Below are 26,784 nucleotides of genomic sequence, written 5' to 3' on the forward strand. Positions count from 1 at the left end.
ACCGCTGTGACTGCTCATCCTCCCGGACATGTCGGCCTCACCGACGTGTCCCGGCCGTTACGTTGCGCGAAGGTTTGCCGCATGAGCCGAACTGTTTCCTCCGGGTTCCACGTTGCCGAAAGCCTTGACGGATTTCCGGCGGACCTGAAAGGCGGCATCGTCGCCATCGGAAATTTCGACGGAGTACACCGGGGACATCGCGCGGTGCTCGACGCCGCCATGGGTCTCGGCCATGGCACGCACCATCCGGTCTATGCCATGAGTTTCGAACCGCACCCGCGCACGGTGTTCAATCCGGAAAAGCCGGTGTTCCGGCTGACGCCGCCGGCGCAGAAACTCGACCTGCTGCGTGTCTGCGGCCTCGACGGTGCGCTGATCCTGCCCTTCACCAGAGCATTCGCCGGGATCGAGGCAAATGCCTTCGTCCAGGATATCCTGATCGACACGCTCGGCATTTCGCACGCGGTCACCGGATATGACTTTCATTTCGGCCGGGCCCGCCAGGGCACACCGGACTACCTGCGCAGCGCCGGTGCGAACCACGGCTTCGGCGTGACGATCGTCCAGCGTGAAGAGGACGAAGGCGCGGAAGTCATTTCCTCCACCCGGATCCGCGACAGTCTCGAACACGGTGACATTGCCCAGGCGAACGGCCTGCTCGGCTATCGCTGGTTCTTAGAGGCCGAGGTGCGCCAGGGCGACAAGCGCGGCCGGGACCTGGGGTATCCGACGGCAAACCTTGCGCTTGCCGCTGACTGCCCGCTGCGGCACGGCATTTACGCGGTCAAGGTCAAGGCAGGCGGGCGCTGGCATGACGGGGTCGCAAGTCACGGGCGCCGTCCGACCTTCGACAATGGCGCTCCCCTGTTCGAAGTCCACCTGTTCGATTTCTCCGGCGATCTCTACGGACAGACACTCCGGGTGCACCTGGTGTCCTATCTGCGCGGCGAGGAAAAATTCGACAGTGCCGAGGCGCTGATCACCCAGATGGACCAGGACAGCGCCGAAGCCAGAGCAGCCCTGGGCTCGATGCAGCCCCTGTCCGAAATCGACACCCTGCTGCTGGATGTCTCCGGGTGACAGCGAGCACCCCACCTTCACTCGTGGACCAGAACCCGCTTGCGGCCATCGCCCTGATGAGTTCGGCAATGCTGATCGTTCCGGTGATGGACATCATCGCCAAGTACCTGTCAACGGACCTGCCGCCGCTGGAAGTGACCTTCGGCCGGTTTTTCTTCCAGTTCCTGATCTGTCTGATCCTGGCCCTCGCGACAGGCCGGTTCGCGCGTCTGCGTGGACAACAGCCGGTGATCAACTATCTGCGCGGCATCTTTCTGGCCGCCGCGTCGCTGTGTTTTTTCACCGCCGTGAAATTCATGTCGGTTGCCACCGCAATCTCGATCTTCTTCGTGGAGCCGATGGTGCTGACCATTCTCGCGGCGCTGATCCTGAAGGAGCAGGTCGGCATCCGCCGGATCGGTGCCATTCTGGTCGGCCTGGTTGGCGCCATCATCATCCTGCGGCCCAATCTCGCCGAGATCGGGCTCGTCAGCCTGCTGCCCGTGGCGACGGCGTTTCTGTTTTCCTTCTATCTTCTGCTCAACCGGCTCTATCCCGTGACCGACGGCCTCCTGACCATACAGTTCAGCGCCGGCCTGTCCGGCTCGCTGATGCTCGGCACCGCGCTGCTGGCCGCGAACCTCGCCGGGATTGAAGACATGACGTTTCTGGTGCCGTCCGGCAGCCAGGTCGGGTTTCTGGCCCTGATCGGGCTGATTTCATTCGCGGCTCACGGTCTGGTCGTCGCCGCTTTCCAGCGCGGCAGCGCGAGCCTGCTGGCACCGCTGCAATATATCGAGATCGTCAGCGCGACCTTGTTCGGCTATCTCGTGTTTTCGGATTTTCCGGATGGGCCGACCTGGATCGGCATCGCCCTGATCATCGGCAGCGGGCTTTATATCGCCCACAGGGAACGCAAACGGAAATCGAAGGGTCAGCCCGCGATCGCCGAGGTCTGAGCAGGGTCGTCTATTCCGACCAGCGGTCGAGGCGCCTGATCCATCCGGCGCAGCCCGAGCCAGATCACCAGCAGCGGCAGCAGCGGTGCCACGGGCAGACCCAGCCAGACGGCCAGCGGGCTGGTCGAGGCGGACAACACGATGACCAGGGCAAGCACCGCCTTTTCATACGGCAGGAAACCGGATTTCAGCCCGTCGCGGATCAGGTAGGCGCAGGGCACCACCAGCAGCGTCAGATCGTAGGACAGCGCGAACGGCGTCACCAGAAGCGCGCCGCCGACCAGAACGGCCGAGCGCACCGCCATCGTCTCGGACCGGCGCCAGGCGCGCCAGACGCAAACCGCGGCGCCGAGGCCGACCACGACCTGAACCACCATGGCGGATCCATGGGCAAGGCCGAGCAGGCGCAGGCCGCCATAGACGGACACCATCTTGCCCCATTCCACGCCGCCGAGCTCCATCATCGCGGCGGCCACCGGCGCCTGCTGCCAGAACACCAGCCAGACACCGGCACCCAGGACAGCCACGCTGGCGCCCGCGACCACAAGCGTCGTTACCGACGCGCTCAGGAACGTGCGCCAGTTTCCGCTTGCGATCAGGGCAACCGGCACCAGGATGCCGAGTTGCGGCTTGATGGTCAAAAGACCGAGCGCGGCACCGGCCAGGATCATCTTCTGACGCTCGATGCCCACCAGGAAAAAGCCGTAAAGCGCAGCGGTCAGGGCGGCGTTCTGCCCGTGAAAGGCGTTGTTGGCGCAAGCGGGAACGAGAATGAGACACACGGCCAGAAGCCAGGCCCCGGTGATCATCCGGCAAGCCAGGCACAACATCCCGGTGGTCAGGACGATGAACGTGGCGAAGGCGGCCTTGTAGGGCAACAGGGCGAAACCGGCCTGCAGGAGTTGAAACGTCGGCGGATAGAAGAAGCCGAACACCGTGTCGGCGCCGGTAAAGTCTTTCTGGATGGCCGCGAATTCCACCGGAACATAGGCCAGCTCGGGCGTTCCGTTGAGCGCCTGGCCACCCGCCAGCCAGAAACTCAGATAATCCATCAGCAAGGTGCCGTTGGGCGCGCCATAGGTGTTGGGAATGGCCAGCATCCAGATCAGGCCTGCGGCAAAACCGGTCGCGGAACACAGGCATGCGAAGCCGATCCGGTCCCAGGTGAACCAGTCGCCGGACCGCACCGCGCGGTGCCAGAAACCGGAGCGCGGATCCGCAGCCGCGATGTCCGCAGTGTTTTTGGGAATAGATGCCATGACCCGTGCGTTTTCGTCCGTCATACCGTTCGCCTGCCGCGACCCTGCCCGACAGACATTCACATTCGGTTACCCCGCAGCGGAATTGCGCAGCCGTGTCCGCCGCGGGCAAGACAATCGGCGCCCGGATTTCCGGAACATCTTTATTCAGGAACCAAGTGCTGCTATGTCCCATGCCATGCACCAGCAGCTTCTCATAATCAGCGCCCTGCCGATGATCGCGATTTCGCGAATTACTTGCCCGGCCTTCGGCTGACGCGGCAACGCGGCGCCAGGGACCGGGCTCCACCAGCAGTCAAATTGCAGCCTGGCGACAGGCGGGCAGAAACCTCTTTATCAGCTGCGGGCCTTGCGCCCGAACGAGCGGATCGACCATACGATGACCGAGACAGACAAACGCGACTATTCAGAAACCCTCAACCTGCCGCAGACCGAATTTCCCATGCGCGCGGGCCTTCCCAAGAAGGAGCCGGAAATCCTGGCCCGCTGGGAAAACCTTCAGGTTTACGAAAAACTGCGCGAACAGGGCAAGGGCCGGGACAAGTTCATCCTTCATGACGGCCCACCCTATGCCAACGGCAACATCCATATCGGCCACGCGCTCAACAAGACGCTGAAAGACATCGTCACCCGGTCGATGCAGATGATGGGCTTTGAAAGCAACTACGTTCCGGGCTGGGACTGTCACGGCCTGCCGATCGAATGGAAGATCGAGGAACAGTACCGCGCCAAGGGCAAGAACAAGGACGAAGTGCCGATCAACGAATTCCGGAAGGAATGCCGGGACTTCGCCGAGCACTGGATCGATGTCCAGCGCAAGGAATTCCAGCGGCTCGGCATCGAGGGCGACTGGGCCAATCCCTATCTGACCATGCGCTTCGAAAGCGAGGCGGTGATCGCGCAGGAACTGATGAAGTTCGCCATGTCCGGGCAGCTCTATCGCGGCTCCAAACCGGTGATGTGGTCGGTTGTGGAAAAGACAGCGCTGGCCGAGGCCGAGATCGAGTATCACGACCACAAGTCCGACATGATCTGGGTGAAGTTCCCGGTAATCAGCGCGGGCGGCAGCGATAACGTCGCCGTCGAGCAGCTTCTGGACACCGCCGTCGTCATCTGGACAACCACGCCCTGGACCATTCCGGGCAACCGGGCGATCAGCTATTCCTCGCGGATCGCCTATTCCATCTTTGAAGTCACGCAGGACGGTCTGCCGGACGACAACTGGGTGCAGCAGGGCGACAAGCTGATGCTGGCCGATGCGCTTGCCGACGATGTTTTCAAGAATGCCCGCATCACCGACTTCAAGCGTCTGCGTGCGGTCACGTCCGAAGAGCTTGCAACCGTGACCTGCGCGCACCCGCTCGAGAGCCTCGACCTGGGAGGCTACGACTTCGACGTGCCGCTGCTCGACGGCGATCACGTCACCGACGACGCCGGCACGGGTTTCGTGCACACGGCGCCGGGCCACGGTACGGACGACTTTGAAATCTGGATGGCAAATCGTGCCGACCTGGAGGCGCGCGGCATCAGTTCGGCGATCCCGTTCACGGTTGCCGACGACGGCTTCTATACGAAGGACGCGCCCGGCTTCGAAGGCTTTGAAGTGATCACCCACAAGGGTGAAAAGGGCAAGGCCAACAAGGCCGTGATCGAAAAGCTGAAGGAAGCGGGCAACCTGATCGGCCTGGGCCGTCTGACCCATTCCTATCCGCATTCCTGGCGCTCCAAGAAACCGGTGATCTTCCGCAATACGCCGCAATGGTTTGTCTATATGGACAAGGACCTGTCCGGAAAAGGCGACACCCTGCGCGCACGCGCGCTCACAGCCATCGACGAAACACGCTTCGTGCCGGGCAGCGGCCAGAAACGCCTGCGCTCGATGATCGAGAACCGTCCGGACTGGGTGCTGTCGCGCCAGCGGGCCTGGGGCGTGCCGATCACCGTGTTCATCCACAAGGAGAGCGCCGAGGTCCTGAAGGACGAAACGGTCAATCAGCGCATCCGGGACGCCTTCGCCGCGGAAGGCGCGGACGCCTGGTTCGAGGATGGTGCCAAGGAGCGTTTCCTGGGCAACGACCACCAGGCGGGCGACTGGGACATGGTCACCGACATTCTGGATGTCTGGTTCGATTCAGGCTCCACCCATGCCTTCGTGATGGAACAGCGCGCCGATCTCGCTCCGAAGCGCAAGCCGGACGACGGCAACGATTACGTGCTCTACCTGGAAGGCTCCGACCAGCATCGCGGCTGGTTCCACTCCTCGCTGCTGGAAAGCTGCGGCACCCGCGGCAAGGCGCCCTATGACGCGGTTCTGACCCACGGCTTCACCATGGCAGAGGATGGACGCAAGATGTCCAAGTCTCTGGGCAACCAGGTGTTCCCGCAGGACATCATCAAGCAGTACGGCGCCGATATCCTGCGTCTGTGGGTCGCGTCGACCGACTATTGGGAAGATCAACGCCTCGGCCAGGAAATCATCAAGACGAATGTCGACAGTTACCGCAAGCTGCGCAACACGCTGCGCTGGATGCTCGGGTCGCTGGCCCATGCCACCGGTGAGGAAGTCGCCCATGGCGACATGCCCGAACTGGAACGGCTGATGCTGCACCGGCTGACGGAGCTGGACGCGCTGGTCCGTGAAGGCTACCGGGAATTCGACTACAAGAAGATCTTCCACCAGCTGTTCACCTTCATGACGGTTGAGCTGTCGGCCTTCTATTTCGACATCCGCAAGGACGCGCTGTATTGCGATGCCGCGTCTTCCACCCGCCGCAAGGCGTCGCTTCAGGTGATCGACAAGCTGTTCGACTGTCTGGTCACCTGGCTGGCACCGATGCTGCCCTTCACCATGGACGAGTGCTGGACTTCGCGCCATGGCGAGGACGCCTGCGTGCATCTGGAGCAGTTCCCGGCAGTGCCTTCCGACTGGCGCGACGATGCGCTGGCAGAAAAGTGGGCAAAGATCCGGACGGTGCGCCGGGTCATCACGGGGGCGCTGGAAATCGAGCGCCGGGAAAAGCGGATCGGTTCCTCCCTGGAGGCCCATCCGGTGGTGCATGTCACCGATCCGGAGTTGATGGGCGCGCTGGAAGGCCGGGATCTGGCGGATATCGCCATCACCAGCCAGGTGACCCTGTCCGGCGATCCGGCACCGGAAAGCGCGTTCACGCTTGACGACACCGCAGGTGTTGCCGTGGTTCCGGGGCTGGCAGAAGGCCGCAAGTGTGCCCGTTCGTGGAAAATCCTGCCGGATGTGGGCACGGATCCGGAGTATCCGGATGTCACCCCGCGCGACGCTGCTGCCCTGCGTGAATGGGACGCCGCCCACACGACGGCCTGACCGGAAAGCCTTGCGTCCTCATGAGCGATACGGAAAAAACCGGCTCGGCACATTTGAAGCAGCCCCTGCTGTGGGGCCGCTTCAGCCCGCTGGTCCTCATCGTTGCCCTGGTCGGACTGGTTCTGGACCAGGCAACCAAACTCTGGCTCGTGCACGGGTTCGATCTGGCAACGAACGGTCCGGTCGGCCTGCTGCCGGTCGTGGACATCGTCCTGGTCTGGAACCGTGGCATTTCCTACGGCCTGTTCCAGCAGCACAGCGATCTGGGCCGCTGGCTGCTGGCGGGGCTCACGGTCGTGGTGACCGTCGGGCTCTGGATCTGGTCGGCAAGATGTGCGTCCAGGCTGCTGGCACTGGCGCTTGCGCTGGTCATCGGCGGGGCGGTCGGAAACGGCATCGACCGGCTGGCCTATGGCGCCGTTGTCGACTTCGTGCATTTTCACGTCGGCACCTTCTCCTGGTATGTCTTCAACCTGGCGGACGTGTGGATCGTTGCGGGCGTGGTCGGTCTCCTGTATGACAGTTTTCAAAATGGTCCTAATTCAGCCGCAAAATAGCGGTTTAATGCCGGGCTGAGGCATTGCGCGCAACCATGTGCGCAACAGTGAATGTAATTCGGGGAGTCTGCCGTGTCGCGGACAGTGGTCGATTTGGTAAAAAGGTCTTCGGTTCTGGTGCTGCTGGCCGGGCTGGCAGCCTGTCAGGCAGCAGACGGCACGAGCCAGGCGCCGGACACGGCTCTGGTGACCAGCATGATGCGCGGCCTGGGCGCCGTCGACCCGAACGAAAAGCCGATCGACTACAAGCCGCGCGCGCCGCTGGCCATGCCGTCCGAGCCGACCAGCCTTCCGGAGCCGGAAACCAATGTCGCCGGTGCCCAGTCGGCGGACTGGCCGCAGCAGCAGGAAAACGCGCAGCTGACCGAACTCAAGCAGCTTTATGCGAAATCCGGCAGTCAGCAGGATCCTCTGACACCCGAGCAGATGCGCGGGTTCAGGATCACCGGCGTCACCGGAACGGAGCAGCGCAACCGCACCGCCGAGGAGCGTGAGAGAGAGCTTCTGGAAGGCGATGTCCAGACGAGCGCCGAACAGAAGGCGGAATGGGAGCGGCTCCAGAAAATCACGGCTCAGAAGGCCGGCATCGACCAGAGCGGCCTGGCCTCACGGCGCTATCTGATCGATCCGCCGACAACCTACAGCACGCCGTCTCCGGACGCGCCGATGCCGGTGGTCGTCAAGGCCAAGAGGAAGGCGACCAACATCGATCCCTACGACGACAAGCCGCTTGATCCGCGGTGCCTGGAAGGCAAATCCGAATTTTGCCGGTAACGCCCCTGCGGCATTGCAGTCGATGACAAAAATGTAACGAGACCTTCGTTCCCGGGTTCCTATATGGAAAGGGAGCGGAGGTTTTTTTGTGCCCGCCAGCGAAGGCTGACCGGTCTCGGCGGGACATCCGGACATTCGATCGGACAAAACCAGACAGGTCACCGGGAGAGCCCGCAGGTGCGGTGACAGGGTCTTCGGAAAACAGAATTCGGGAGTTGCACGTGAACCCACTATCCAATCGGCGTCCCTGGCTGCGGTCATCCCGCATGCGCACGGCTCTCGGGCTGGCGCTCGTCCCGGTCCTGCTTCTCGGTGGCCCGGCCGTCAGCGAAACCGGCGCAGCTGGCCAAAGCGGCAATGCCGCCGAGATCATCGTTGCCCCCAATCTGGAAAGCTTCACCCTGGAGAACGGGCTGCAGGTTGTCGTGATCCCGGACCGGCGCGCACCTGTCGTCACCCACATGATCTGGTACAAGGTCGGTTCGGCGGACGAACCGGAAGGACAATCCGGTGTCGCGCATTTCCTGGAGCATCTGATGTTCAAGGGAACGACGACCAACCCCGACGGAGCCTTTTCCAGGATGGTTGCCGAGCGCGGCGGTCAGGAAAACGCGTTCACCAGCGCGGACTACACGGCCTATTTTCAGCGGGTTGCAAAGGAGCACCTGCCGCTGATGATGGAGCTGGAAGCCGACCGGATGGAACACCTCGTCCTGACGGACAACGTCGTTGATCCCGAACGCGATGTGGTGCTGGAGGAGCGGCGCATGCGCGTGGACAGCGAACCCGGTTCCCGCCTGCGCGAAGCCGTCAACGCGATCACCTTCGTCAATCATCCGTACGGATCGCCGGTCATCGGCTGGCAAAGCGAAATCGAGGCCCTGAACAAGGAATCCGCGATCGCGTTCTACGACAGGTTCTATACGCCCAACAACGCCGTGGTCGTGATCGCGGGCGATGTCGAAGTGGACCGGATCCGCGCGTTGGCGTCCGCCACATACGGCAAGGTCCAGCGGCGCGCCGAACCGGGCGCCCGCGTCCGACCTGCGGAGCCGCCCCTTTCCGGTGAACGCCGCATCGCCGTCAGCGACCCGCGCGTCCGGCAGGAGTCCCTGTCGCGGACATGGATCGTGCCCAGTCAGTCGACCGGTACCGGACGGACCCCGGAGGCGCTGGACGTGCTGGCCTATATTCTGGGGCAAGGCCCCTCGAGCCGGTTGCACAAGTCGCTTGTGCTCGACAAGGAAGCGGCTCTGAGCGCCGGCGCCTACTACCAGGGCAGCGCGCTCGATGACGGCCGCTTCGGGGTGTATGCCTCCCCGCGGTCCGGCCATACGCTTGAAGAGATGGAACAGCTGATTGCCGCCGAGCTCGAAACCCTTCTGGAAACCGGCGTCAGCGAGGCGGAGGTCGAGCGGGCCAAGAACAGCATGATCGCGGGGGCCATCTATGCCCAGGACAGCCAGTCGCAACTCGCGCGCCTGTTCGGCGGCGCGCTCTCGATCGGGCTGACCGTGGAAGACGTGCAGACCTGGCCCGCCCAGGTAAGCGCAGTCACGCCAGATGACGTGCTGGCCGCCGCACGCGCCTATCTCACCTCCCTTCCCGTTACCGGCGAATTGCGCATGGAGGCCCCCCAGGTGCCGGATGCCGCCCGGACCGATACTCCCAAATTGAAGGACAAGTCCTGACATGGCCGCAAAGATCACGTTTCGCGGCTGCCTGGCCGTCCTCTTTCTGACCCCGATCGCCCTGTTCGGGGCCGTCCGGCTGGCGCAGGCCGTGGAGATCCAGCAGGTCACGAGCCCCGGCGGCATCGAGGCCTGGCTGGTCGAGGACCACACCGTTCCCCTGGTCGCCCTGAATTTTTCGTTCAATGGCGGCTCCGCGCAAGATCCGGCGGGCAAACAAGGCCTGACCCGCCTGCTTGCGGCGACGCTCGATGAGGGTGCGGGAGACCTGGAAGCCGAAGCCTTCCAGGCCCGTCAGGAAGAGCTTGCGGTCAGCATCAGCTTCAGCACCGGCAAGGACCGGTTCTACGGCAGCATGCGGACCCTGACCCCCACGCTTCAGGACGCCGCGGAGCTGCTTGCGCTTGCGGTCAACGCCCCCCGCTTCGACGAAGAACCGGTCGAACGCATGAAGGCCCAGTTGACAACACGGGCGCGGCGCAATGAAAGCGATCCGGACGCGATTGCCGGACGCTCCCTCGCAAATGCCATGTTCGGGGACCACCCTTATGCGCAGCCAACACTGGGAACCGCGGCAACCCTTGAGCAACTGACCCCTGCAGACCTGACCGCCCAGCATCGCAGGCTTCTGGCCACGGAAGGGCTCACCATCGGGGTCGTCGGTGCAATCGACGCCGAAACGCTGGCGAAGATCCTGGACAATGTTTTCGCGCAGTTGCCGGAAAAGGCGGATCTCGTGCCCGTGCCGGATCTGGAGCCGGCCTTCGGCGAAAGGATCTCTCAAACCCTCGCGGTTCCCCAGACGACGATCCTGCTCGGACTGCCCGGACTGACCCGGAACGATCCCGACTACCAGGCCGCCTATGTCATGAACCACATTCTGGGGGGCGGAACATTCACCTCCTGGATGTACCAGGAGGTCCGGGAAAAACGCGGCCTGTCCTACAGCACCGGCACCTCCCTGTCGCCCTATCTCCACACAGGTCTTCTGATCGGTTCCGCGGCGACCAAGGCGGATCGGGCCGGGGAAGCCGTTGATGTCATGCGCGCTCAGATCGAACGCATGGCGACACAGGGGCCCACGGATGACGAGCTGCGGTCTGCCAAACAATATCTGACCGGATCCTACGCGCTGCGCTTCGACAGTTCCGGCAAGATCGCCAGCCAGCTGGTGGCTTTGCAAAATGCCGATCTCGGCGTCGACTATTTCGATCGCCGCAACAGCGAGATCGACGCAGTCAGCCTCGAGGATGTGCGCAGCGTCGCCAAACGGCTTCTGGCAGGCAAGACCCCGACCATCGTGACGGTCGGACCGAAACAGGGCTGATGGTGCGCGACAGGGCGCGTCCATGGACCCGTGCAATCCGGTTTCAGGGCAGTAACGTGAAAACGGCTTCCGAGACCGGGCTGGTCAGCCCATTGCGGATCTCTTGGGACCGGGAGCCGGAGCGCCCTGCAGGACCTCCGCCCTGACGGGGCGGGGCGGCGAGAACAACGTGCCCTGCGCCAGCGTCACATCGTAGTCGAGAAGTTCCAGAACCTGCGATTCCGTCTCGACGTGATCGGTGATCAGCTGCATGCCGTAGCGATGCAGCAGATCGCCGAAATCCGACGGGTGAATGTGACCGTGCTTGGCCTCCCGCCGGCCGATGAGATAGTCGGCATGAAGCTTGCCGTATTTGAAGCCGCGGCCCGCCAGTGAATTGAAATCCATCTTCATGTCCGAGATCCGGTCGACCGAGAACCGGAAGCCGAGTTCGAACAGCGCGCTCAGGCTTTCCAGCTCCATCGCCCCCATTTCAGCGACATCGGACTGGGAGAACTCGAACACCAGCACATCCGCGAAGTTCTGGTTGGCCTTGACGAATTCCAGGAAGCCCGGGAAGAACGTTTCGTCGACAAGCGTCAGCGCCGAGATGTTGCAGAACAGGATCGCGTTGCGATTGCGCGACGTCAGCCGGCGCACCACCTGGATCGAACGGAACAGCAGCAGATTGTCGATGCGGGCGATCTGTCCGGACAAAATGGCTTCGGGCAGGAAGGATCCCGCTTCGACAAGGGTGCCTTCCGCATCGCGCAAGCGGGTGAAGGCCTCGTAGAACTTCACCTGGCGCTGCGGCAGCGTGACGATGGGCTGTAGATGCAGTTCCACCCGGTTGGCGTTCAGGGCGGAGGTGATCAGTTCCCGCATCGCCAGATTGGGCTTCGGTGGCTGCGGTTCCATGACCGGGTCGGCGGACGGGAGGACGCTGTCCTGCCCCCGATTGTCCGCGTGGAGATAGTCGCCGGTTTGCGAGAGGTCCTCGCGCCTCGGCGCGTGGGCGGGATAGCGGTTGTCGATGTTCCCAATGTCCCGCCGCTGTTGCGCCGGATCGACGGCATAGGGATCCTGCGGCGCCCGCGCCGGCGGCGAAACAAATTGTGCGGGTGGCTGTTGCGGCGCCGCGTAAGCCGGTTCGCGTTCGCCCGGATGGGGCTGCTGGTAGTGCGGCAGGCCCGGTCTTTGCGGCGGCGGCGCGATCGCCTGCTGGTCCTCGACCCTGGTTTCCAGGTCCGACATGGCTTCGGCCATCTGCTTGACCAGGGTGCCCAGCACCTCGACTTCCGCAAACAATGGATCGATCTCGGCGCGGGTCCGGCGCGGCGCGGAATGTTCCATGCCCGTGAGGCGGCCCTCGAGATTGCCGACATCGTCGTCGAGATCCGCCATGCGCTCCTCGAGACGGTCAACCGCCTCGCTGACGGCGCCCCGGTCCCGTGCCCGGCCGATGAGGAGATGGAAAAGGATCATCGTGCACATCAGCGCAAGCGACAGGGAGACGGCTTCACCGAACGGACGGCCGAACTGGAAGACCAGGACCGTCGCGGACGACAAGGCGATCACGGCCATACATACTGCTACAAAAATGGTCCCTGTCCGGCCCATGGCGGTGGAATGTTCCGATCCGAATCAAAAGTTACTGGTTAATCATGCCTTAAGAACCAGTCGCCACCGAATCCGCAAGCCGCTTTAAGACGTGAAATCCGGGACTTGTCCCCGATTTTGGTTTGTCTGTTCAGTAAAATCTGTGTTTTGTCACCCGGTTCGCGGGCACATGGTGGCCCCTGCCTTCGAACCGCGCCATAATCGTTTCCGGTGCCGGGCGCCGGCTTTTGGACTATGCAACCTGACGGGCTTCCGGTAAACTTACTCAGGGGAAGTTTTGTCGTGGTAACGGTAATTTTGATCGAATTCTCGCTGGAGCTGGTCTGCAAGCCGCCGGACGGCCACAGTAACGAGCGTTCCAAACACCCTTGCGAAACCAAAAGTCAGATGAACGCAGCCGAGGTCGGAATTCTCCGAACCCCATGGATCACTTGAAATCAGCACAGCATGAGGGCGGCCTGCCCTCCCGGAGCGCCCAGGAGGCGAACCCGCCGCTCGATCAGGACGTGGTGCAGGCGGCGCTTGTCTCGACATTGCAGAGCCCCGAGTTCCAGTCAGCTCCCCAACTGCGTTCGTTTCTCGGCTTCATCGTTCGCGCGACCCTCGCCAATCAGCAGGACAAGCTGAAGGGCTACACGATCGCCGTCGAGGCGCTCGGCCGGCCGGAGGAATTCAATCCCGTCACCGATCCGATCGTGCGGGTTGAAGCGGCGCGCCTGCGCAGACGGCTTGAAAAATACTATTCGGGCTCCGGTGCCGGCGCGGCCATACGCATTGTCATTCCCAAGGGCAGCTATGCGCCGGAGTTCATCTCCCCGGCTGCCGGTCGCAGCCCGTTGCCGGGCACTGCCAGTGTGGTCTCCCTCAATCCGGAGGGGCACCCCGGCAAGTCCCCCGTGCGGACCGGCATGCCGTCGGATCGCGGCGGCCAGTCCGGCCCGCATCCGATCGCCGAGGCCGAGCCGCTGCCCGACGATACCAAGACCGGATTCGGGACCGGATTCGAGACCGGCCGGTCAGACACGCCCGGGCTCCAGGACCGGGCAGGTCCGGACACGCCGTCACTCAGCCGCCTGGCGCACCTGCCTGTTCCCCTGCCGCTTGCCGTCCTCCTTGCGGTGATTTGTTTCTTCGCCGGCTACCTCTTTGCCGCCGGCTGAGCGGCCGCAAAGCGCCCCGTTGTCAGCTAATTGTGCAAATTGCGTCTTCTGACAACGCTTTGTTTACCCTGTTCGAAGAAGAATCAGTGCGAAGAATGCTTCGGTATTCGCATGTCGCAGATCGCACGATGGGAGTTGCCCAGCAATGGGGAGTATCGAGGGCAAGGACCTGCCTGAAATTGTACGCGTGCTGGACGCATCGGCTTCGGAAGCGGCCCGCACGTCCGCGGTTTGCGCCAAATTGTCAACGGCCTGCTCGGACCCCATTCTTTATACGGATTCGGCCTCCTGCCTGCAGGACCTGGCGGACAAGACGACGGACATTCTTGTCATCGACCTGGAAACCATCGGCGGCGATGACGCGCTCGAGGCATATGCGGTGCGCTGTCCGAGAGCGGTCATCATCGCGGTGTCCGCGAAAGGCTCGGTGTCCCGCGCCGTCAGTGCCATGCGCGCCGGTGCCCACGACTTTCTCACGAAGCCGTTTTCCCTGGACGCGCTTGCAACGAAGATCGTCTTCCAGCTCGACCAGCGCCGGCCGATGCCGGCCGCGGCAGCCAGGACCGTGCCGGAACCTCGCGAGCCCGTGATCCTGCGCAACAACAGCGCAGCATCCCCGGCCCAGCTTTCGGTGCCCTCCTCCCGGCAGTCCCAGGCCGGGCCGGCCCCGCTGATCGGCGTGTCTTCGCAGATGCGCGACATTCACGACCAGATCGCCCGGATGGCCCCTTCACAGGCGCCCGTGTTCATCACCGGAGAATCCGGCACAGGCAAGGAACTCTGCGCCAATGCCGTTCACGACCAGTCGGAACGGCAGGCCAGCCGTTTCGTCACCCTGAACTGCGCCGCCATTCCTCGCGACCTCATCGAGAGCGAGATTTTCGGCTATGTGCGCGGCGCGTTCACCGGGGCGGCCGACAATCGCGCCGGCGCCGCGGAACAGGCCGATGGCGGCACCCTGTTTCTGGATGAAATCGGCGAAATGGACCTTCTTCTGCAGAGCAAGCTGCTGCGCTTCCTGCAGACGGGAACCTTTCAGAGGCTCGGTGACACGCAGACCCGCAAGGTCGATGCGCGCATCATCTGCGCCACCAACCGCAATCCGGTGGCGGAAATCACGGCCGGCCGGTTCCGGGAAGACCTCTATTACCGCCTTCACGTGTTGCCGATCCATCTTCCGCCCCTGCGCGAACGCCGGGATGACATCCTGCCGCTCGCGGAAACGTTCCTTGACCGGTACTCCACCGAGGAACGCAGATCCTTCAAGGGCTTCGACGCGGACGCCGAAGCGCGGATCGTTGCCTATGCCTGGCCCGGAAACGTTCGTCAGCTTGAGAACACCATACGGCAGATGGTGGTCATGAACGACGGCGCCGCAGTCACCTACGACATGCTGCCGCTGGTGATCCGGGACCAGAGCGCCCGGCCGAACGCCCTGATCGACCTGTCCCGGGAACGCTCCCGCGCCGCTCCCCCGAGCCGCCCGTTCGGCACGATCGAACCGCTCTGGGCACAGGAACGGCGGATCATAGAAGATGCGCTGGATGCCTTTGACGGCAACATCTCGATGGCCGCGGCAGCGCTGGAAATCAGTCCTTCGACAATCTATCGCAAACGGCAGTCGTGGTCGTCCCGGTGTATGTGAGCTTAGAGCCGTAACCGGAATGCACAGACACGGACTGGACGGCCTTAAGACCACTCCGGTTCTCTTCAATCCCGGAGAATTATTTCGGCTTTGCTTGAACGGGTGTTTACCGCATCGCACGCATTGTCTTGTGTAATCGGGCAAGTCGGTCTATATCGGCAAAATCGCTAAGAACGACAAGATTTAACGGCGTGCGGGGAATATGAGAATGGTGGCTGGAAGTCGTGCTCCTGGGCGGATCGTATCCGCCGGTCTGATCGCAGTCGGTTTGCTTGCGGGATTGACCGGCGCGCAAGCCCAGTCCGAAGCCGCCAGCCCGCCCGCCGCTTTCCAGAATGCGCTCGACGCCTTCGATCAGGCCTGGACCGCATCGGGCCTTGCCTTCACCCGCGTCACCTTCACCGACGGTCCTTCGACAGGCTACGGGCAATACACGCCGCGCGGCGAAGCGGTGTTCACGGGCGAGGGCCCCCTGTCCGTCTATGCCGAACCCGTCGGATACGGGTTCCGGGAGACCGGTACCGGATATGCCTATGAACTGACGGCAAGTTTCCGTCTGCTGACCCCTGCCGGCCAGGTTCTGGCCGAACAGGACAATTTCGCGACCTTTTCCGGCAGCGGCCGCACCAGGCAGCGGGAACTGTCCGCAGCGCTCTCCTTCGAATTCAGCGGACTGCCGGCGGGCGCCTACCGGATCGAAACCCTGTTCAAGGACGAGATCGGCGGCACCCGGTCCGCCTTCACCCTGCCCTTTACAGTGACCGGCGCTGCAAGCGACGCCAACTGAAGACCGGTTGCGGGCCCCGGCAAGGCTGCGGGGCCGCGGTTTCGGCTGGCTCAATCGCCGACACAGGCGGTTCGGGCGAACGATTTATCTTCACAAAGCATTGACAAGAGCGACGCGGCTTCATAAATCCATGGCGCCGTTAGCACTCGCTGTTAAGGAGTGCTAACGCGCGACGGGAGGCTCGATCCTTCCGTGCATGTCAACCCAATGATCATGTCTCGCGCGCTGCCTTATGCGTGGGGGCGCGCTCATGAGAGGAAACAGTGTTATGGCATTCCGTCCACTGCACGACCGTGTTGTCGTTCGCCGCGTAGACTCTGAAGAAAAGACCGCTGGCGGCATCATCATTCCGGACTCCGCCAAGGAGAAGCCGCAGGAAGGCGAAATCATCGCTGTCGGCAACGGCGCTCGCAAGGACAATGGCGAGATCGTTACGCTCGACGTCAAGGCCGGCGACCGCGTTCTGTTCGGCAAATGGTCCGGCACCGAAGTCAAGATCGATGGTGAAGACCTCCTGATCATGAAGGAATCCGACATCATGGGCGTGATCGCTTAAGTTCCAGCGAACCGCTCCTGATCTCAATCAAATTCCACAAACAAGTGAGACGATCCCATGTCTGCTAAAGAAGTAAAATTCGGTTCCGACGCCCGCGAGCGCATGCTCCGCGGCGTGGACACGCTCGCCAACGCCGTCAAGGTGACCCTCGGCCCGAAAGGCCGTAACGTCGTTCTCGACAAGTCCTTCGGCGCACCGCGGATCACCAAGGACGGTGTTTCCGTTGCCAAGGAAATCGAACTTGAAGACAAGTTCGAGAACATGGGCGCCCAGATGGTGCGCGAAGTGGCCTCCAAGACCAACGACATCGCTGGCGACGGAACCACCACCGCGACCGTTCTGGCCCAGTCCATCGTCAAGGAAGGCGCCAAGGCTGTTGCAGCCGGCATGAACCCGATGGACCTGAAGCGCGGCGTCGACTTGGCCGCAGCCGAAGCCGTCAAGGCCCTGGAAGCCGCTTCCAAGCCGATCACCACCTCCGCTGAAGTTGCCCAGGTCGGCACCATTTCCGCGAACGGTGACGAGCAGGTCGGTCAGGACATTGCCGAAGCCATGCAGAAAGTCGGCAACGAAGGCGTGATCACGGTCGAGGAAGCCAAGTCTCTCGAGACCGAACTCGAAGTCGTGGAAGGCATGCAGTTCGACCGCGGCTACCTGTCTCCCTACTTCGTCACCAATGCCGACAAGATGCTGGCCGACCTGGAAAAGCCTTACATCCTGCTGCACGAGAAGAAACTCTCCAACCTGCAGGCCATGCTGCCGATCCTGGAAGCTGTCGTTCAGTCTTCCCGTCCGCTGCTGATCATCGCAGAAGACGTTGAAGGCGAAGCTCTTGCGACCCTCGTCGTCAACAAGCTGCGCGGTGGCCTGAAAATCGCTGCTGTCAAGGCTCCGGGCTTCGGCGACCGCCGCAAGGCCATGCTGGAAGACCTCGCCATCCTGACGGGCGGCACGGTGATTTCCGAAGACCTCGGCATCAAGCTCGAGAATGTCACCCTCGACATGCTCGGCACCGCCGAGAAGGTCGCCATCACCAAGGAAACCACCACCATCGTCGATGGCGCCGGTTCCAAGGATGACATCAACGGCCGCGTCGGTCAGATCAAGGCCCAGATCGAGGAAACCACTTCCGATTACGACCGTGAGAAGCTGCAGGAACGCCTTGCCAAGCTCGCTGGCGGCGTTGCGGTCATCCGCGTCGGCGGTGCGACCGAAATCGAAGTGAAGGAAAAGAAAGACCGCGTCGACGACGCTCTCAACGCAACCCGCGCTGCCGTCGAAGAAGGCATCGTCCCGGGTGGCGGCGTGGCTCTGCTGCGTGCGAAGATCGCGGTTGAGAAACTGACCTCGGCCAATTCCGACATCGCAGCCGGCATCAAGATCGTTCTGCGCGCTCTGGAATCCCCGATCCGTCAGATCGTTGAAAACGCTGGTGTCGAAGGCTCCATCGTTGTCGGCAAGATCCAGGAAAACAACGATCCGACCTTCGGCTTCAACGCCCAGACGGAAGAATTCGTCAACATGATCGAAGCCGGTATCATCGACCCGACCAAGGTTGTCCGGACTGCTCTGCAGGACGCGGCTTCCGTTGCCGGCCTGCTGATCACCACCGAAGCCATGGTTGCCGAACTTCCGAAGAAGGACGCAGCTCCGGCAATGCCGGGCGGCGACATGGGCGGCATGGGCGGCATGGGCTTCTAAGAAGCCCAAAGCTCACAAGTCTACCGGAAAGGGCGGTCCTCGGGCCGCCCTTTTTTGTTTTGGGGATATTGGGAGGATGGAGGCAATCGGGCCGGAGCGGACATTTACCAAGCTTGCCGATGCTGCGCTGCAGCTTCCCAACAGCAGCAATTCGTTGTGAGTTGCGCTTCAGCCTAACTCGTAAACACCGCCAAAATAGATTCAATTTCAGGGTTAATATTGAAGGGAGCAGCGCACTTGGCTTCTCTTGGGGAAATACGTTCAATATCGGGGAAGAAATTTTCCAACGGACTAGGTTTTGCGCAAACAAGAGGTTCCGAACACTGCTCGAATTGGTGGGCTGTCAAATCTAGCACCAGATTATCCACTTCCACCCAATAGTGCCATTCGCCGGAAGATCTGTTGTAAGCTTTTACAACTTGGACCTGCTGGTGTGGATTTGCCTTCTTCAGGATCAAGCCCAAGTGGACTGAAATAAGTTCACAGCAACTTTGGGGGAAGCTGTGAACAAACGGGGCTTCTATGTCCCCGCAACAGGCGGTAAGCTTTTTAACTGCTGCAATCACAGACTCTGTAAGAGTCTCGGTGGAAGTCACAGATTCGTCCTAACTTAAGAAGCTGACATCCGTGCTTCGCGCGGCGAAGGTCCGGATCGAGCCCATAGTGCTGGATACTGCGCAACGCCGTGTATGTCCGCTTGTGGTCCGGATTCAGTCCGAGAGTTCATCGGATAGCCAATTTAACAATTTGTCCGCATCCGGGTGCAATCCACGCCCAGGTCCGCGAAAGACTGAGTACTCGGTCGGCTTCTGTACGGCTTCCGCACAAGGTTGGACCAGCTTTCCATCGGCAATCATGCCTTCGACTGTGCGCCGCCAACCCAAGGCAATTCCCTGACCTGCGACGGCGGCCTGAAGGACCAGCGGGAAGCTGTTGAAGGGGACGAAGCGATGACCGGCAGGTATCGTCGCGCCGATAGCCTCGACCCACTCCGGCCAATCCATCCAATCCTGCGGAACGACCAGATGCGACAGAAGCGGATAGCGTGTGAGATCGGTTGGAGAGATCGGTGATACCGCACCCTTGATCAGCGCCGGCGCGCAGACAGGAAAAATGTGGTCGGAGGCCGTGAATGCCAAACGCGCGGTCCCCGCAGGACGACCCGAGGTCTGGATTGCCACATCGAAGCGTTCCGGGGCTTCCGTAAGCGGCTTCAACGCGCTTACAACACGGACTTCCGTATCGGGATGCCGCGCGTGAAAACGGGCGAGGCGTGGCATCAGCCAGTAAAACGCTTCGCAATGCTGACAGCGCAGGATCAGTTCACGCGTTCGGCTCTCTCCACATAGAAGATCGACCTCCGAGGCGATGTCGGACAGGGCCGCGCTGACAACCCTTCCAAGCCGTCGTCCTTCATTCGTCAGGAACACGGCGCGGTTCCTGCGCTCGAATAGTGATACCCCCAGATCACGTTCTAGGTGTGAGTTCTGAGAAGGTTGTTCATCCTTATTGAAAGCCTGAAGGTGTTTGCGACCAAACATTCACCGGAAGGTTTCAAGGATGAACAACCCGCATAAGAATGCCCGAACGACACCGCTGGGTCGAGCGGAGATGATACATGATTTCCTAAACGCATGACGGTATCTTCAAAAGCCGAAAGTGGCCCGGACGAAGCGTCGGTGCACACATATTGCACGGGACGTGCCGTTTTGGCTGTGGTCGTCGCCGTTCTGGCTCTTTCGCTAGGCGACGCCATTATCAAGGCGACCAGCCTGTCGCTGCCGCTTTGGCAGATGTATATCTTTCGCTCGGCGCTAGTCCTTCCGATCCTCTGCTGGCTTGCGCGCCGGAAAGGTGTCTTGCGGTTCAGTTCTGCTTTTTGGGTCGGGACTCGCAGCACACTGCTGGTCGTGATGTGGCTCAGCTACTACGTCTCCCTTCCGTTGATGCCCCTGTCGCTGGCGGCGGCGGCCTATTACACCTCTCCGATCATGATCACGATGATCACGGCGGGTCTTGCGGTCAGGTGGCCCGCGCCGCGTACCCTGTTTGCCATCGTCCTCGGCTTCGGCGGGGTTGTCCTGATCCTTCGGCCCGACACGTCCGGTTTTCAGGTCGCCACCCTGCTCCCCGTTCTCGCCGGGTTTCTCTATGCCTGCGCGATGGTGCTGACCTCGGCCCGGTGCCACGACGACGATCCCTTTGCGCTGGCCCTGGCCTTGAACATCGCGTTCATCGCCAGTGGGGTGATCCTTGGGCTGTACGCCGGCCAGGAAGGATCGTTCGTCTTCGGACCATGGCAGCCCATGGATATGACGCAGATAGGTGTCTTGGCGGCCCTTGCGGCAGTCATCTTAATCGGCAGCGTTGGCGCGGCCATAGCCTATCAGAACGGCCCACCCGCCACCGTAGCGGCGTTCGACTACAGCTATCTGATCTTTAGCCTGATCTGGGGGAGCCTGTTCTTCAGCGAACTGCCTGATATGCTGTCTATTATCGGTATCGCCATAATATTCGGCTCGGATCTACTTATTTTGATCTGGGATTAAAGCTGCACCAAGGAAAACAACATGGAACTGGAACTCTGGATCGCGTTCGTCGCAACCTATACCGTTATTTCGATCATTCCTGGACCTAGTGTATTACTGGTCACGGGGCTGGCACTGTCGCGTGGCACCAGAGCCGCTTCTCTGTGCATCCTCGGTGAACTCGCCGGAGGTGTCGTCCTGGTGGCCCTCTCCCTTTTAGGGGTCGGTGCAATTCTGGCGGCATCATCAGAATTGTTTCAGATCGTGAAATGGACAGGCGTCCTTTACATGGCCTATCTCGGCTTGACACAAATACTCCAAGCGCGTCGTGAAGGGGGGCCTGAGCTACGAGAAGAAATAGACCAACCCGGCGCGTCAGACGCTAGAGCCGGATTTTTTACAGCAATCTTGAACCCAAAAGCCATAATCTTCTACGTGGCTTTTCTATCGCAGTTTCTGGATCCGGCGGCAAACATCTACTCGCAATTCGCTATTGTGGTCGTGACTTCAACCGTAATCGTCGGGGTCGTGCTGGGCGGCTACGCTCTGTTAGCGGCACAGGCACGGAAAACATTTCAGAATGCGAAAGCACGGCGGCGGCTCGGATACTCGGGTGGTGGCTTTTTGCTCGGTGGAAGTGCGTTTATGGCGATAACACGGTGATGGAAACAGGGGCGGGCTGCACTTAACACGGCTTTGACGATAAGCGGTCAGTGGGGAAATCGCAGCGAAAGTCTGCAAAGTCCGCAGTGCAGACGTTCGTCCACGCCGCAACAAACGTCCGCTTCCCGCCCATAGCACCCCTCCCGCCCCAATCCCCCGCAAAAGAAAAATCCGGGCGGTCCTTTCGGAGCGTCCGGATTTCAAGGTGGCGTTCAGAGGGGAGGAGGCCGGTCAGCCGGCTTGTCTGAACTGGTCGGGTGCCTTGCAGTAGACCTTCACGATGTCGCCGTCCTTCACGGTGCCGGAAGTGGCGGCGAACTGTTGTCCGTGGATCATGCAATAGGACAGGTGGTGCATACCCGGCGCAACCATCCAGTTGAGCGCGCTGTCCCTGTTGCAGTCCTGGACCGGCGTGGATGCAAGGCACACGGCCACATAGGCGGTGTACAGCATATGTAGTGGTCCTGTTCAACGTGGCCCCGCATGGGAGGTGTGCGGCGCAACACAAAATCGATTGTAAGAAAAAAATCCGCCAGGTCGATACTCACGAGAATAAAACTTCTTGAAATCGTCGAAATTCCAGATCATTCGTGAATCATTTGCTTTTTCGACACAGTTTCTTTGTCAATTCTGTCAAATGAACTCTTTTGTTTTTCCATCTTCGGTTGTGCACTCTGTCCATGAGTCCGGGCCCATCCCGGCCGCACCCGGTGTCTCGGACCGGGAAAAACCCGCATCCACGGCCGGGCTTTTGGCCTGACCGCGAGACATGAGAACCGCGATGCCGAGCCCGACCCGGATCCCGGCCCAAACCTGACGGAGCCGGACATTGAATGCCTGCCATGGGTTGAGAGTTGAATTGCGGTGTATTTTTGTTAGTGTGCAACCTTAGGGTTTCTCGTTCAGGGGGCTGAACGTGATCGCAGCGACCGGACGCGCCTGCTTTCACAACCTCTCCCCGCAAATGTGATCCGACACACTGTCGTGAAATCACCAGCAGGAGCGACATGGTTGACCAGACGTTCAAACACTCTGAAAAACGGTGGGCCTCACCGTCATCAACCATTGCCCCGCGCCCCTGCCGTGGCGCTGCCGCGCCTCCAGACAGCCGCGCCGCGATGACCGCCGTGCCGAACATCCAGGCCGACTTCGTCAGGATCGACTGTTCGGACCCGCACAAGCAGAGACGCAAGCAGATCCTGAGCGCGCATCCGGAAATCCGGCAGCTGTTCGGTCCCGAACCCAGATCCGCGTTGCTGGTGGCCGGCCTCGTGGCGCTGCATTTTTCAATGGCCTTCCTGCTGCGGGACGCGCCGGTCTGGCTGCTTGCGGCTGCCGCCTACTGTGTCGGCGCCTATGTTTCAGCGTCACTGTACGCGCTCATTCACGATGCCGCCCACGGGCTGATCTTCCGGACGCGGAACGCCAACAGGATCGTCGCCATCCTGGCGAACACGCCGCTCGTGATCGTCAGCGCGGAATCGTTCCGGCGCTATCATTACTGGCACCACGCCAATATGGGCGATTACCGGCAGGATGTCGGCATACCAACCCGATGGGAGGCCAGGTGGGTGGGCAACAGCGCCTGGCGCAAGGCCGTCTGGCTGACATTCTTTGTCGTCTTCCAGGCGTTCCGGACTATGAAATTTTCCGGCAGCGCTCCCTTTTTCACCAAATGGATGACGATCAACGTCGTCGTCCAGCTTGCCGTCGACGTTGTGATCGTCTGGTTGCTCGGCCCCGGTCCGCTGCTCTACCTGTTCCTGTCTTTTTTCTTCGCCTTCAGCCTGCACCCGCTTGGTGCGCGCGTGCTGCAGGAGCACCTGATGGTCGAGGACGGCCAGGAGACAAACAACTTCACCGGACCGTCCAACATCCTCGAATGCAATTTCGGCTGTCACAACGAGCATCACGACTTTCCGGGGATCCCCTGGAGCCGGCTGCCCAGCGTCAGCCGGATTGCGCCGGAGTTTTATGAACCGCTGCATGCCTTCACCTCGCGCTGGAAGCTGATCCGGGCATTCATTTTCGACCCCCAATGGGATCTGTTCCACCATGCTGTCCGCAACGCGCCGGAACAGTGAGGCCCTCTTTTCCCGATCAAGGAGCCCCACCGCGGTGATCGAGCAGGTTCGCGCAACATTCTTGCCCTTTTCCCAGCCCGTCCTCGGGGACGAGGAAATCGAGGAACTGGTCGCATGTGTGCGCTCCGGCTGGATCACGACCGGGCCCCGCACGGCACAATTCGAAGCGCTGTTCCGGGAGCGTCTGGGGGTGGCGCATGCTATCGCGGTGACTTCGGCGTCCGCGGGGTGGCATATCGCGGCCCATGCGCTCGGCATCGGTCCGGGCGACGAGGTGATCGTTCCCGCCATCACGTGGGCGTCCTGCGCCAACATGGTCGAACTTCTGGGGGCCCGCGCCGTCTTCGCGGACGTTCTTCCCGAGACGCTGCAGGTTGACCCCGAAGACGTGGCCCGCCGGATCACGTCCCGCACCCGCGCGGTCATCCCGGTGCATTTTGCCGGTGCGCCCTGCGACCTGACGGCCTTGCGCCGGCTTGTCGAGGGCACCGGCGTGACACTGGTGGAAGACGCGGCGCACGCCCTCGGCACCCGGTATCAGGACCGGGAAATCGGCTCCGACGGGCACATGGCCATTTTCAGCTTTCATCCGATCAAGAACATCACCACCGGCGAAGGCGGCATGGTGGTCCTGAACGACGACGCCCTGGCCGAGCGGTTGCGCCTGCTGCGCTTTCACGGCGTCACCAAGGACGCCTGGTCGCGGTACAACCGCAAGGGCGCGCCCGAATATGAAATCATCGAACCGGGCTACAAGTACAACATGCCCGACATGCAGGCCGCCCTCGGTCTCCGGCAATTGCCCAAGCTCGACGGTTTCAACCGCCGGCGCGCACAGCTTGCCGCACGCTACACGGCCTTGCTGCAGGCGCTGCCGGAAATAACCCCGCTCGCCCCGGTGCCCTATGTCCATCACCATGCCTGGCATTTGTACATCGTGCGCATCGAACAGGGCGCGTTGCGCATCGGCCGCAATGAAGTGCTCGACGAGCTGGCGCGCGCCAATATCGGCGCAGGCCTGCACTTTCCGCCACTCCATACCCAGCCCTATTACCGCAACAAGTATCATCTGCGCCCGGAAGACTGTCCGTGTGCCGCAGATGCCGGATCCCGGATCCTGTCACTGCCGCTGTATCCCTCGATGACGGATGCGGATCAGGACGATGTCATCACCGCGCTCGAACGTGTCGTTCAGCGTTACCGAGCGTAGGCTATTCATTCGTTACAGGTCACAAGAATGCACATTCATATTTTGGGCGTAAACGGGTTTATCGGGCATGCACTGGCCCGCCGCATTCTGGAAGAAACAGACTGGACGTTGTCCGGCATCGACCTGACGAGCGACCGGCTGACGCCGCTTCTGGGCCATCCGCGCTTCGAATTCCGTCAGGGCGACATTCACCGGGAGCGTCCCTGGATCGATCAGCAGATCGCCCGGTCTGACATCGTCTTCCCGCTGGTCGCCATCGCGCAGCCGCGCCGCTACGTTCTCGAGCCGATACGGGTGTTCGAACTGGTGTTCGAGGAGAACCTGCGCATTGTCCGCATGTGCCTGCATCACGACACGCGGGTGATCTTCCCGTCGACCTCGGAGGTCTACGGCATGTGTGCCGACGAGACCTTCAACGAGGAGACCAGCCCGATGGTCTTCGGTCCGACCTCCAAGGAGCGCTGGATCTATGCCAGTGCCAAGCAGATGCTCGACCGCATCATCTGGGCCTACCGGACTGAAGGTCTGCGCTTCACCATTTTCCGCCCGTTCAACTGGATCGGTCCCAACCAGGACGACACCCGGAACGATGAACCCGGCAGCTCGCGTGTCGTCACCCAGTTCCTGGGTCACATGCTTCGGCGCGAGCCGGTCCCGCTGGTGGAAGGCGGACAGCAAAGCCGGTCGTTCACCTATATCAGCGACGGCATCGATGCCCTGATGCGGATCGCGGAAAATCCCGACGGTGTCGCCGACAACCGGATCTTCAACATCGGCAACCCGGACAATGTCTGCACGATCGCCGAACTGGCCGATCATATGGGCCGGATCGTCTCGGGCTACCCGGGCTATGAGGACCTCATGACCGGTCTTGCGCTGCAGCCGGTCAGCGCCGGGGTCTTTTACGGCCCGGGCTATCAGGATGTGTCCCGCAGGAGACCGGACATCGCCGCCCTCACGGCGGCACTGGGATGGCGGCCCAGGGTGGGGATCCAGGAGGCGCTGGAGTGCACCATCGGCCATTACATGAAGGACCGCGCCCTTGCCCGCACCGAATACACCGCCGGCCCCTGACCCGATGGTCACCGTCATCAGCTGGTGCACCGGAGATTACAAGTATCTGGCTGACGGGTTGCGCCAGGACTGCCGCCGGTTGGGATACCCGTTTCACCTCTACGAGATCGACCGGACCTATCCCGACCTTGTCCAGGCCTGGTGCAATCATCCACGCATCATCAGACAGGGCGTCCTGGACCACGGGACGGTCCTGTTTCTGGATGTCGAGTGCCGGATCGTCCGTCCCCTGCCCGCATCCTGGCAGCCGCCGCTGGTCTCTGTGCGCCAGCCGGCCCAACCGTTCTGGATCACCTACAACACCGGCACCGTCATGGCCGATACTTCGTGCCTTGCCTGGCTGGATGCCTGGATCCGCGTCATCGACCAGTGGCAGATGGAGACGCTTCCCGGCACGGCCTATATCCGCTGGCCTAACGATATCTGTGACGAACTGGCGTTCCATGCGGCGGTCGCCGCGCTCGACGTGAAGCTCAACAAGGTAGCGCTGGAATATGAAGACCGCACCCGCCCGGCCGGGATCGCGCGCGGACTTTGGAAGAACGACCACACCATCGTCCAGCACCCGACCCTGCACCACTGGGTCAAGGAAGCCGATCCCGAGGAATGCAAGAAGCTGTTCGTCCAGAATTACGCAGGCTGTCCGGAAGACGCGGAAGCCCTCTTTTCAACGGACCAGGGCATCGTCCGCACCGATGGGTGGTTGTTCGACACCACGGCGCGCACTTACGCGCCGGACCTGTTCGAACAGCATCCACGGCCCTGGCTCGACCAGGCCGTCGCCCTGACCTCCGCGCAACGATAGAGCCGA

At 61.8% G+C, this 26,784-nt stretch carries 23 protein-coding genes; 18 read left to right on the top strand and 5 right to left on the bottom strand.

The window, feature by feature from the left end; genetic code table 11:
* The first annotated feature begins 81 nt into the window (after positions 1–81).
* Both AC0VX3_RS23005 and AC0VX3_RS23010 read left to right on the top strand, forming a co-directional pair.
* Positions 82–1,080 carry a bifunctional riboflavin kinase/FAD synthetase gene (locus tag AC0VX3_RS23005; protein ID WP_475522470.1) on the top strand — a complete coding sequence of 333 codons (999 nt, stop codon included), beginning with the start codon at positions 82–84 and terminating at the stop codon, positions 1,078–1,080.
* The gene (locus tag AC0VX3_RS23010) at positions 1,077–2,018 is read left to right on the top strand and encodes a DMT family transporter (RefSeq protein ID WP_475522471.1); all 942 of its coding nucleotides are present in this window, start codon (positions 1,077–1,079) and stop codon (positions 2,016–2,018) included. The genes AC0VX3_RS23005 and AC0VX3_RS23010 overlap by 4 nt, the downstream gene beginning before the upstream one ends.
* Here the strand turns inward: AC0VX3_RS23010 and AC0VX3_RS23015 are convergent.
* Positions 1,994–3,301 carry a glycosyltransferase family 87 protein gene (locus AC0VX3_RS23015; RefSeq protein WP_475522472.1) on the bottom strand — a complete coding sequence of 436 codons (1,308 nt, stop codon included), beginning with the start codon at positions 3,299–3,301 and terminating at the stop codon, positions 1,994–1,996. The genes AC0VX3_RS23010 and AC0VX3_RS23015 overlap by 25 nt on opposite strands.
* Before the next feature lie 355 nt (positions 3,302–3,656).
* Between AC0VX3_RS23015 and ileS the strand changes: the two genes are divergently transcribed.
* The 5 genes from ileS to AC0VX3_RS23040 all read left to right on the top strand — a co-directional run bounded on the left by ileS (position 3,657) and on the right by AC0VX3_RS23040 (position 10,966).
* Positions 3,657–6,617, top strand: coding sequence for an isoleucine--tRNA ligase (gene ileS, locus AC0VX3_RS23020; RefSeq protein ID WP_475522473.1), 2,961 nt, complete (start codon positions 3,657–3,659; stop codon positions 6,615–6,617).
* Between the two features lie 20 nt (positions 6,618–6,637).
* Positions 6,638–7,174: a signal peptidase II gene (gene lspA / locus AC0VX3_RS23025; RefSeq protein WP_475522474.1), complete on the top strand. Its 537-nt coding sequence runs from the start codon at positions 6,638–6,640 to the stop codon at positions 7,172–7,174.
* A gap of 72 nt (positions 7,175–7,246) precedes the next feature.
* Positions 7,247–7,948, top strand: coding sequence for a hypothetical protein (locus AC0VX3_RS23030; RefSeq protein ID WP_475522475.1), 702 nt, complete (start codon positions 7,247–7,249; stop codon positions 7,946–7,948).
* 266 nt (positions 7,949–8,214) lie between these two features.
* Positions 8,215–9,639 carry a M16 family metallopeptidase gene (locus AC0VX3_RS23035; protein ID WP_475525236.1) on the top strand — a complete coding sequence of 475 codons (1,425 nt, stop codon included), beginning with the start codon at positions 8,215–8,217 and terminating at the stop codon, positions 9,637–9,639.
* 1 nt (position 9,640) lies between these two features.
* Positions 9,641–10,966, top strand: coding sequence for a M16 family metallopeptidase (locus AC0VX3_RS23040; RefSeq protein WP_475522476.1), 1,326 nt, complete (start codon positions 9,641–9,643; stop codon positions 10,964–10,966).
* An 84-nt stretch (positions 10,967–11,050) separates the two neighbouring features.
* On the opposite strand, the gene AC0VX3_RS23045 is transcribed toward AC0VX3_RS23040, so the two are convergent.
* Positions 11,051–12,529, bottom strand: coding sequence for an EAL domain-containing protein (locus tag AC0VX3_RS23045; protein ID WP_475522477.1), 1,479 nt, complete (start codon positions 12,527–12,529; stop codon positions 11,051–11,053).
* A 458-nt stretch (positions 12,530–12,987) separates the two neighbouring features.
* On the opposite strand from AC0VX3_RS23045, the gene AC0VX3_RS23050 reads away from it, so the two are divergent.
* The 5 genes from AC0VX3_RS23050 to groL all read left to right on the top strand — a co-directional run bounded on the left by AC0VX3_RS23050 (position 12,988) and on the right by groL (position 18,414).
* Positions 12,988–13,725, top strand: a complete 738-nt coding sequence (locus tag AC0VX3_RS23050) for a hypothetical protein (protein ID WP_475522478.1) — start codon at positions 12,988–12,990, stop codon at positions 13,723–13,725.
* A 145-nt stretch (positions 13,726–13,870) separates the two neighbouring features.
* Complete coding sequence (locus tag AC0VX3_RS23055; protein ID WP_348145244.1) at positions 13,871–15,370, top strand: sigma-54 dependent transcriptional regulator; 1,500 nt, start codon at positions 13,871–13,873, stop codon at positions 15,368–15,370.
* A 208-nt stretch (positions 15,371–15,578) separates the two neighbouring features.
* Entirely contained in the window at positions 15,579–16,157 is a 579-nt protein-coding gene (locus AC0VX3_RS23060; protein WP_475522479.1) for a hypothetical protein, read from the top strand.
* Positions 16,158–16,425: 268 nt separating this feature from the next.
* Entirely contained in the window at positions 16,426–16,713 is a 288-nt protein-coding gene (gene groES / locus AC0VX3_RS23065) for a co-chaperone GroES (RefSeq protein ID WP_342891065.1), read from the top strand.
* Between the two features lie 57 nt (positions 16,714–16,770).
* A complete protein-coding gene (gene groL / locus AC0VX3_RS23070; protein ID WP_475522480.1) occupies positions 16,771–18,414 on the top strand; it encodes a chaperonin GroEL in 1,644 nt (547 codons plus the stop codon).
* Between the two features lie 173 nt (positions 18,415–18,587).
* On the opposite strand, the gene AC0VX3_RS23075 is transcribed toward groL, so the two are convergent.
* Positions 18,588–19,010: a hypothetical protein gene (locus AC0VX3_RS23075; RefSeq protein WP_475522481.1), complete on the bottom strand. Its 423-nt coding sequence runs from the start codon at positions 19,008–19,010 to the stop codon at positions 18,588–18,590.
* Between the two features lie 114 nt (positions 19,011–19,124).
* Positions 19,125–19,955, bottom strand: coding sequence for a LysR substrate-binding domain-containing protein (locus AC0VX3_RS23080; RefSeq protein ID WP_475522482.1), 831 nt, complete (start codon positions 19,953–19,955; stop codon positions 19,125–19,127).
* 168 nt (positions 19,956–20,123) lie between these two features.
* Here AC0VX3_RS23080 and AC0VX3_RS23085 point away from each other — a divergent pair, with 168 nt between their 5' ends.
* Positions 20,124–20,963: a DMT family transporter gene (locus tag AC0VX3_RS23085; protein ID WP_475522483.1), complete on the top strand. Its 840-nt coding sequence runs from the start codon at positions 20,124–20,126 to the stop codon at positions 20,961–20,963.
* Between the two features lie 21 nt (positions 20,964–20,984).
* Positions 20,985–21,605 (top strand): LysE family translocator, encoded by a 621-nt coding sequence (locus tag AC0VX3_RS23090; protein ID WP_475522484.1) that lies wholly within the window; start codon positions 20,985–20,987, stop codon positions 21,603–21,605.
* 231 nt (positions 21,606–21,836) lie between these two features.
* Here AC0VX3_RS23090 and AC0VX3_RS23095 read toward each other — a convergent pair whose 3' ends face one another.
* Entirely contained in the window at positions 21,837–22,058 is a 222-nt protein-coding gene (locus AC0VX3_RS23095; protein ID WP_475522485.1) for a hypothetical protein, read from the bottom strand.
* Between the two features lie 554 nt (positions 22,059–22,612).
* Here AC0VX3_RS23095 and AC0VX3_RS23100 point away from each other — a divergent pair.
* Genes AC0VX3_RS23100 through AC0VX3_RS23115 form a run of 4 tightly spaced genes read left to right on the top strand, consistent with a single transcriptional unit; the run spans position 22,613 to position 26,778 of the window.
* Positions 22,613–23,689: a fatty acid desaturase gene (locus AC0VX3_RS23100; protein ID WP_475522486.1), complete on the top strand. Its 1,077-nt coding sequence runs from the start codon at positions 22,613–22,615 to the stop codon at positions 23,687–23,689.
* 34 nt (positions 23,690–23,723) lie between these two features.
* Positions 23,724–24,899, top strand: a complete 1,176-nt coding sequence (locus tag AC0VX3_RS23105) for a DegT/DnrJ/EryC1/StrS family aminotransferase (protein WP_475522487.1) — start codon at positions 23,724–23,726, stop codon at positions 24,897–24,899.
* 27 nt (positions 24,900–24,926) lie between these two features.
* On the top strand, positions 24,927–25,973 hold the full coding sequence (locus AC0VX3_RS23110) for a bifunctional UDP-4-keto-pentose/UDP-xylose synthase (RefSeq protein WP_475522488.1): 1,047 nt from the start codon (positions 24,927–24,929) through the stop codon (positions 25,971–25,973).
* Complete coding sequence (locus AC0VX3_RS23115) at positions 25,942–26,778, top strand: hypothetical protein (protein ID WP_475522489.1); 837 nt, start codon at positions 25,942–25,944, stop codon at positions 26,776–26,778. Before AC0VX3_RS23110 ends, AC0VX3_RS23115 begins: the two co-directional genes overlap by 32 nt.
* Positions 26,779–26,784 lie beyond the last annotated feature (6 nt).

The sequence above is a fragment of the Roseibium sp. QJM3NY_11 genome, assembly GCF_056173175.1.

Coding starts and splice junctions, on each gene's coding strand:
- AC0VX3_RS23005 (WP_475522470.1), top strand. CDS start 82: ATGAGCCGAACTGTTTCCTCCGGGTTCCACGTTGCCGAAAGCCTTGAC.
- AC0VX3_RS23015 (WP_475522472.1), bottom strand. CDS start 3,301: ATGACGGACGAAAACGCACGGGTCATGGCATCTATTCCCAAAAACACT.
- ileS (WP_475522473.1), top strand. CDS start 3,657: ATGACCGAGACAGACAAACGCGACTATTCAGAAACCCTCAACCTGCCG.
- lspA (WP_475522474.1), top strand. CDS start 6,638: ATGAGCGATACGGAAAAAACCGGCTCGGCACATTTGAAGCAGCCCCTG.
- AC0VX3_RS23035 (WP_475525236.1), top strand. CDS start 8,215: ATGCGCACGGCTCTCGGGCTGGCGCTCGTCCCGGTCCTGCTTCTCGGT.
- AC0VX3_RS23040 (WP_475522476.1), top strand. CDS start 9,641: ATGGCCGCAAAGATCACGTTTCGCGGCTGCCTGGCCGTCCTCTTTCTG.
- AC0VX3_RS23045 (WP_475522477.1), bottom strand. CDS start 12,529: ATGGCCGTGATCGCCTTGTCGTCCGCGACGGTCCTGGTCTTCCAGTTC.
- AC0VX3_RS23050 (WP_475522478.1), top strand. CDS start 12,988: ATGGATCACTTGAAATCAGCACAGCATGAGGGCGGCCTGCCCTCCCGG.
- AC0VX3_RS23055 (WP_348145244.1), top strand. CDS start 13,871: ATGGGGAGTATCGAGGGCAAGGACCTGCCTGAAATTGTACGCGTGCTG.
- AC0VX3_RS23060 (WP_475522479.1), top strand. CDS start 15,579: ATGGTGGCTGGAAGTCGTGCTCCTGGGCGGATCGTATCCGCCGGTCTG.
- groES (WP_342891065.1), top strand. CDS start 16,426: ATGGCATTCCGTCCACTGCACGACCGTGTTGTCGTTCGCCGCGTAGAC.
- groL (WP_475522480.1), top strand. CDS start 16,771: ATGTCTGCTAAAGAAGTAAAATTCGGTTCCGACGCCCGCGAGCGCATG.
- AC0VX3_RS23080 (WP_475522482.1), bottom strand. CDS start 19,955: ATGTTTGGTCGCAAACACCTTCAGGCTTTCAATAAGGATGAACAACCT.
- AC0VX3_RS23090 (WP_475522484.1), top strand. CDS start 20,985: ATGGAACTGGAACTCTGGATCGCGTTCGTCGCAACCTATACCGTTATT.
- AC0VX3_RS23095 (WP_475522485.1), bottom strand. CDS start 22,058: ATGCTGTACACCGCCTATGTGGCCGTGTGCCTTGCATCCACGCCGGTC.
- AC0VX3_RS23100 (WP_475522486.1), top strand. CDS start 22,613: ATGGTTGACCAGACGTTCAAACACTCTGAAAAACGGTGGGCCTCACCG.
- AC0VX3_RS23110 (WP_475522488.1), top strand. CDS start 24,927: ATGCACATTCATATTTTGGGCGTAAACGGGTTTATCGGGCATGCACTG.